This is a genomic window from Eggerthella sp. 1_3_56FAA, assembly GCF_000185625.1.
Classification (GTDB): domain Bacteria; phylum Actinomycetota; class Coriobacteriia; order Coriobacteriales; family Eggerthellaceae; genus Eggerthella; species Eggerthella lenta.
Map to the genome: position 1 here is coordinate 583923 of NZ_GL622579.1, position 6559 is coordinate 590481.

5 protein-coding genes are annotated in these 6559 nt (G+C 67.4%); 2 read left to right on the forward strand and 3 right to left on the reverse strand.

Annotation, left to right across the window (positions count from 1 at the left end):
• Positions 1–17 precede the first annotated feature (17 nt).
• The gene (locus HMPREF1023_RS02525; RefSeq protein WP_009304578.1) at positions 18–1097 is read right to left on the reverse strand and encodes a dipeptidase; all 1080 of its coding nucleotides are present in this window, start codon (positions 1095–1097) and stop codon (positions 18–20) included.
• Positions 1098–1593: 496 nt separating this feature from the next.
• Here HMPREF1023_RS02525 and HMPREF1023_RS02530 point away from each other — a divergent pair, with 496 nt between their 5' ends.
• A complete protein-coding gene (locus HMPREF1023_RS02530; RefSeq protein ID WP_009304579.1) occupies positions 1594–1863 on the forward strand; it encodes an autorepressor SdpR family transcription factor in 270 nt (89 codons plus the stop codon).
• Positions 1860–2516 (forward strand): SdpI family protein, encoded by a 657-nt coding sequence (locus HMPREF1023_RS02535; RefSeq protein ID WP_009304580.1) that lies wholly within the window; start codon positions 1860–1862, stop codon positions 2514–2516. The genes HMPREF1023_RS02530 and HMPREF1023_RS02535 overlap by 4 nt, the downstream gene beginning before the upstream one ends.
• Here the strand turns inward: HMPREF1023_RS02535 and HMPREF1023_RS02540 are convergent.
• Positions 2498–3493 carry a DMT family transporter gene (locus HMPREF1023_RS02540; protein ID WP_009304581.1) on the reverse strand — a complete coding sequence of 332 codons (996 nt, stop codon included), beginning with the start codon at positions 3491–3493 and terminating at the stop codon, positions 2498–2500. The two genes, HMPREF1023_RS02535 and HMPREF1023_RS02540, sit on opposite strands and share 19 nt — an antisense overlap.
• On the reverse strand, positions 3490–6559 hold a 3070-nt coding region (gene mfd / locus HMPREF1023_RS02545), incomplete at its 5' end, for a transcription-repair coupling factor (protein WP_083802124.1). The genes HMPREF1023_RS02540 and mfd, both read right to left, overlap by 4 nt.

Below are 6559 nucleotides of genomic sequence, written 5' to 3' on the forward strand. Positions count from 1 at the left end.
CAGGATGACAGGGGCCGCTATACGGACTCGACCCGCTCGAAGAAATCGCGCGCGTTCCGGAAGAACACCTTGTCGGCGATGTCGCGGCCGAACTCGCAAGCCAGCAGCTCGTGCAGCGCGCCGATGCGGTCGCACGGTTCCAGCCAGCTGGGCACGTCGCAGCCATCGTAGTCGCTGCCCAACGCCAGCACGTCCTCGCCCGCCGTCTCCAACACATGGTCGACGTGACGCAACACGTCGTCGCGCGTCGGATCGGCCAGGCGATCGGTCAGGAACTGCGTGCAGAAGTTGAGCCCCGCGATGCCGCCGCAATCGGCCAGCTCGCGCAGCTGCCAGTCGGCCAGGTTGCGCGGATGCCCGCACACGGCGCGCGCGTTCGAGTGCGAGGCGGCGAAAGGGCGCCTCGCCGTTGCGCACACATCCTTGAACCCCGCGTCGTTGAGATGGGATACGTCAACGATGATGCCGCGGCGCTCCAGCTCGCCCACGCATGAGCGGCCGAAGCCGGTCAGCCCGTGGCTCGTGTCGTTGCCGCTGCCCAGCGCGTTCGGTCCGTTCCAGGTGAGCGTCACCATGCGCACGCCCGCGTCGGCCAGCGCGTCAAGGCGACCCTCGGCTGCGCCGTCGTCCTCCAGAAACGATGCGCCTTCCACGGTGAACACGGCTGCAGTTTTGCCCGCGGCGAGAGCGGCGTCGGCTTCGGCTATCGTGCGCGCTTGCGCCAGCTTATCGCCGCAGCGTTCCAGCTCGCGCTCCAGCACGGACTGCACGCGCCGGAACAGCGTCCAGGCCTCGTCGCCGCGCACCTCGTCGGGGATGAACGCCGCAAAGCACTGGCACCAGGCGAACCCTCCCGTGCGCGCAAGCGAGACATGGGCATCGTTGTCGGCGAGCGTGGCCATGCGGTGCGCGGGAATGCGCGCGTCGTGCGCGGCGAAGCCGCCCGGCACCGACGCGTCGCCGTGGAACGCCAGCCGGTCGAGCGTGTCGCAGTGCAGGTCGAACACCCGCAGGCGATCCGCCGGTACGGCCTCTTCGCTCGCGAGCCGCACGGCGTCCTCCTCCGTCAGCCCCTCAAGCGTCATGAACAAACCCATCGCGCATCCTTCCTCGTCGTATCCCGGGCCGATAGAGCAAAAGCGGCGCAAATTCGCGCAGCATCGAATCCGGCCCGATCGATCCCGATCATCGTAGCAAAGACGGCGTCCGAGAAAATGTCGTCCAGGCGAACGCGCACAAAACGAAGACGGTCGCGAAACGCGTGGCGCCCTTCGCCGGCGTGCCGCGAGCCATTGCGCCGATGTGAAATCCGATTGGAAAGCGTGCGTCGGCTACCGAGAGCATCTCGAGGTTTGGACGCAAATCGACTCCCATGACACTACGAGGGCCGGTTTGACCGAAGAAGAGGTACGCTGGTTTTTCGCCATCTGGGGCTTTGCTCATACCAGATGACGCAACGCCAAGGAGATGCGCTTCGAAACTGTCATGGGCGCCGTTTTGAGCCCAGCAACCGACACGCCCCGCTCCCCGCTTGCCCTTCCAGCTGCAAAGCGTTATATTTAACCATAATGTTAAATATTGCGGAGAAGGACGATGGGCATCCAGGAGACGTTGAAAGCGCTGTCCGACCCGGTGAGGAGGGATATCCTCGAGCACCTCAAGCACGGACGCATGCCGGCCGGCGACATCGCCGACCTGTTCGACATCTCCGCACCCGCCGTGTCCCGGCACCTCTCGGTGCTCAAGAACGCCGGCCTCGTGCGCGACTACCGCGAGGGCAAGTACATCTTCTACGAGTTGAAGGCGTCCGTGCTGGAAGAGACGCTGCTTTGGATCGCGAATTTGAAGGAGCAGGCAGAATGAAGAACATCCGTAAGGTTATCTACGCTCTGATCGTCCTCAACCTCGTCGTGGACGCGGCGTTTCTCGTGCTCGCGCCCGACCAGGTCGCCGTGCATTTCGGCGCGAGCGGCGAGGCGGACCGCATCGGAAGCAAGTACGAGCATCTATGGTTTCCCGCGCTGGCGCTCGCGTTCGGCCTGGGGCTTCCGTTCATCGCGAAACGAAGCGACGCGCACGACGGCGACAAGCTCTTGAAGGCCGATGTCGTGCTCTTGGCCCTGATGGCGGTGTTCTCGCTGTTCGTGTTCGCGGACGGGCTCTCCAGCAGCGGCTCGCCGTTCGCAGCACTCGACCTCAACGTGGGAAGAGGCGCCGCCCTCGTCGCGGGCATCGCCTTCGTCATCTGCGGCAACATCATGCCGAAATCCGATCGAAACGAAGCCTTCGGCCTTCGCACGCCCTGGAGCCTGAGCAACGACGAGGTGTGGCGCAAATCGCAGCGTTTCGGCGGGTACGCGATGATCGCCTCGGGCGTGCTGACCGTCGTAGCCGGGCTCGCACTGCCCATGAACTTGGTCATGCCCGCCATGGTGGCCATCCTCTTGGCGGCAGCCGGCGCGAGCATCGTCGCCTCGTACGTGTACTACCGAAAGCACTACGACTTCGCCGAGTGACTCTCTTCAACCGCCTGCGCGCCGTCTTGCCGGACGTTCGGCTTCTCCCCTGTCACCAGGAAAATCATCGCGATCATGAGGGCGCACCCCGCCAGGTCGGCGCCGGTGAACGCGGTGCCTAGCCACAGCGTGGCGAACAGCGTGGCGCTGACCGGCTCGACAGCGCCCAGCAGGCTTCCCTGCACCGACCCCACCACCGACACGCCGTGTAGGTACAGCGCGAACGCCGCGAACGTGCCCACTAGCACGAACGCTGCGAACACGGCCGCGCCTGCAGCATCGAGCGCCGGCAGCGCGAGCGGCTCGCCAAGCGCCACGCCGCTGAAGTACACCGCTGCGGCCACGATACCGCCGATGAACATGCCGATGCCCGTGACCGCGAAGCTTCCCCAACGGGCGAACAGCTTCTTCGGGTACATGATGTAGAACGCCACCGACAGCCCGTTCGCGATACCCCACGCCAGGCCCATGAGCGGCAGGTACAGCGCGCTGGGGTCACCCTGCGTGGCGATGAGCCAGGTGGCGATGACGGCGGCCGCAAGCCCAGTCACCTCGCGCCCCCGCGGCATCCGTCGAGTGAGCACGCAGGTGAACAGCATGACGAAGGCGATGCCGGTGGTTTGCAGCACGGTTGCGGTGCCCGCGTTCGTGTAGCCGATCACGATGGTGTACGTGATCTGGCACAGGAACAGCCCCACGCCGCCGAACACGGCCAGCTGACCGAGCGTGCGCCGGTCGCCCAGCATAGCCGCAAGCTGCGCGCGGTTGCGCACGAGCAGCACCAGGAGGAACACCGCCCCGGCGCCCAGCATGCGCACGGCCGTGATGAACGAGGGCGTTATGTCGTAGTTCGCCAGCAGGAACTGGGCGCACGCGCCCGAGAACCCCCACAGCCCCGCGCCCGTGAGCGCGCACAGCACGCCCCGCAGATGCCGCCGCCGAAACACCGCCGCGCCCTCAGCGATCCCTTCCCTCATTTCGCCAGCTCCTCCAGGAACTCGGCTACGGGGGCCAGGAGGTTGTCGCCTTCGTCCAGCTTGAAGTAGCGCAGCGGCAGCGACAGCTTGCGCTTGTCGGCCAGGTAGCGGCCGCCAGCACGGCGCAGACCCGTCATCTTGTCGCGGGGCACGTCGATGGGCTCCACCACCAGCTTGCCCGCCGTCACCGACACGGTCTTGATATGGTGCTCGTTGGCGTAGGCCTTGATGCGCGCCTTCTCCAACAGGTTCTTCGCCGCCTGCGGCATGTCGGGGCGCTTGTCGGCCAAGTCGGCACGCACGTCCTCCACGGCCTGCTCGGTGGCGGCCGAGGCTATCCTGCGATACCACAGCACGCGTTCGTCGGCGTCCGGCACGTACTCTTCGGGCAGGTAGGTGTGCCCCGGCACGTTCACCGTGATATCGCTGAGCGCGGGCGGCAGCGCGTCCATGGCCTTGAGGTCGCCTTCGCGCGTGGCGCTCACGGCCTGGTTCAGCATCTGCGCGAACAGGTCGAAGCCCACTGCGGACATGTTGCCCGACTGCTCGGCGCCCAGCAGGCTGCCCGCGCCGCGGATCTCCAGGTCACGCATGGCGATGCGCATGCCGCTGCCGAGATCGGTATGCTCGTTCAGCGCGGTCAGGCGCGCGGCCGCCTCCTCGGTGAGCTCCATGTGCTCGGGGAACATGAAGTAGGCGTACGCCTGCGTGCACGAACGGCCCACGCGGCCCTTCAGCTGGTACATCTGCGCCAATCCGTAGCGCTGCGAGTCCTCGATGATGAGCGTGTTCGTGTGCGGGTTGTCGATGCCGCTCTCGATGATGGTGGTGGCCACCAGCACGTCCAGCTCGCCGGCGCTGAAGTCCTCCATCACGCGCTCCAGCTGCTCCTTCGACATCTGCCCGTGCGCCACGCCCACGCGCGCCTCGCCCGCGGCCGCGGTGACGCGCCGCACCGCCTCCTCCATGGAGCGCACGCGGTTCGACACGTAGTACACCTGGCCGCCGCGCGCCAGCTCGCGCCTGATAGCGCCGCTCACCACGTCGGGATCCCACTCGCCCACGTGCACTTCCACGGGACGGCGCTCGTCGGGCGGCGTGAGGATGAGGCTCATGTCGCGCACGCCCGACAGCGACATCTGCATGGTGCGAGGGATGGGCGTGGCCGACAGCGTGAGCACGTCGATGGACTCGCGCAGGTTCTTCATCTGCTCCTTGTGGCCCACGCCGAAGCGCTGCTCCTCGTCGATGATGACCAGCCCCAGGTCGTGCGGGTTCACATCGCGCGACAGCAAACGGTGCGTGCCCACCAGCACGTCCACGTCACCTTCCTGGAAGCCCTTGAGGGCGGCGGCCTGCTGCGCGGGCGTGCGGAAGCGCGAGAGCACCTCCACGCGCACGCCGAACGGCTCGCAGCGCTCCTTGAAGTTGGTGTAGTGCTGCTGCGCGAGGATGGTGGTGGGGCACAGCACCATCACCTGCTTGGAGTCCTGCGTCGCCTTGAACGCGGCGCGCAGGGCCACCTCGGTCTTGCCGAAGCCCACGTCGCCGCAGACGAGGCGGTCCATGGGCTTCGCCGACTGCATGTCGGCCTTCACGTCCGCGATGGCGGCCAGCTGGTCGGGCGTCTCCTGGTAGGGGAACGCCTCCTCCATCTCGCGTTGGGCCGCGGTGTCGGGCCCGAAGCGGTAGCCTTGCACGGACGCGCGGCGCGCGTACACGTCCACCAGGTCGAACGCCAGCTTCTTCGTGGCCTTGCGCGCCTTGGCCAGCGCTCGCGACCAATCGGCCGTGTTCAGGCGCGTAAGGCGCGGGCTCGCGCCCTCCGGCCCCACGTAGCGCGTCACGCGGTCGAGCTGCTCCACCGGCACGTACAGCTTGTCGCCCTCGGAGTACTCCAGCAGCAGGTAGTCGCGCGCGGTGCCGTCCACGTCGCGCCGCACGAGCTCCTTGAAGTAGGCCACGCCGTGCGCGGCGTGCACCACGTAGTCGCCCGGCTGGTAGGGGAAGGTGATCTCGGTGATGTCCACGTGGCGCGACGGCCGCGACGTGGACGCCCCCTGCGTGTCCGACAGGCTGACGATGGCCAGCTTCGCCTTCGGGATGATCATGCCCAGGGGGACGTCCACGTCCACCACGTTCACCACGCCCCGCCGCAGACGGCGCTTGGCGATACCTTCCAGTTCGTCGGCGTCCTCTTCCGCGTCCAGCGTCTCTTGGATCGGCAGACCGTGGTCGACGAACGCCAGCTTCATGTCCTGGCGCGCACGGAAATTCGACGCACTGAACACCACCGTGTAGTCGGTGTCCACGAGGCTGCGCAGCCGACCGAACAGCTTGTCGGGATGCCCCGCCACCTCCACGCGCTTCACCGGCAGCTCGTCGTCCACGTGCCCGCCCACGCGCATGATGGACACGTAGGTTGCGCGCTGCCCCTCGCCAAAGCTCACGGCCCCGGGCTCGGCGTACAGCCCGTCCACGGGGATGCTCGATCCCTTCGCGCGTCCCGCCGCGTCGTCGTAGGCGTGGCTCATGTCGTCGAACAGCGAGCGCGGCTCCAAAAGCACGCTCAGCGCGCCGGGGCGCACGTAATCGCCCAACGTGGACGTGGTCGCGTACAGGTACGGCAGCAGCATGTCGGAACCGTCGAAGCGCAGGCCGCCGTCCAACTTCTCCAGCACGTCGCGCAGCACGGGGTTCGTCGCGGCCGGTCGCTCCAGCTTCTGGCGCGCGCGGGCGAGCCCCCGCTTGGAGCACGAGAACTCCACCACGGGGTAGATGCTCACGTCCGGCAGCGCCTGGATGGTCTGCCCGGTGGTGGGCACGATGCGGCGGATCTCCTCCAGCTCGTCGCCGAAGAAGTCCAGCCGCACCGGGTACACGAGGTTGCCGGGGAACACGTCGATCGTGCCGCCGCGCACGGCGAAGGTGCCGGGGCCGTCCAGCTCGCCGGTGTTCCGGTAGCCGCGCTCCTCCAGCGCATGGGCAAAGTCCTCGAACTCGGTGACGCTCGCCGCCTGAGCGCCGGGCATGGCCGCCAGCTCGCGGCCCGTCGAAAGCGCCACC

Excerpts from the sequence above, each read along its gene's own strand:
- HMPREF1023_RS02535 (WP_009304580.1), top strand. The coding sequence starts at position 1,860 with ATGAAGAACATCCGTAAGGTTATCTACGCTCTGATCGTCCTCAACCTC.
- HMPREF1023_RS02540 (WP_009304581.1), bottom strand. The coding sequence starts at position 3,493 with ATGAGGGAAGGGATCGCTGAGGGCGCGGCGGTGTTTCGGCGGCGGCAT.
- HMPREF1023_RS02525 (WP_009304578.1), bottom strand. The coding sequence starts at position 1,097 with ATGGGTTTGTTCATGACGCTTGAGGGGCTGACGGAGGAGGACGCCGTG.
- HMPREF1023_RS02530 (WP_009304579.1), top strand. The coding sequence starts at position 1,594 with ATGGGCATCCAGGAGACGTTGAAAGCGCTGTCCGACCCGGTGAGGAGG.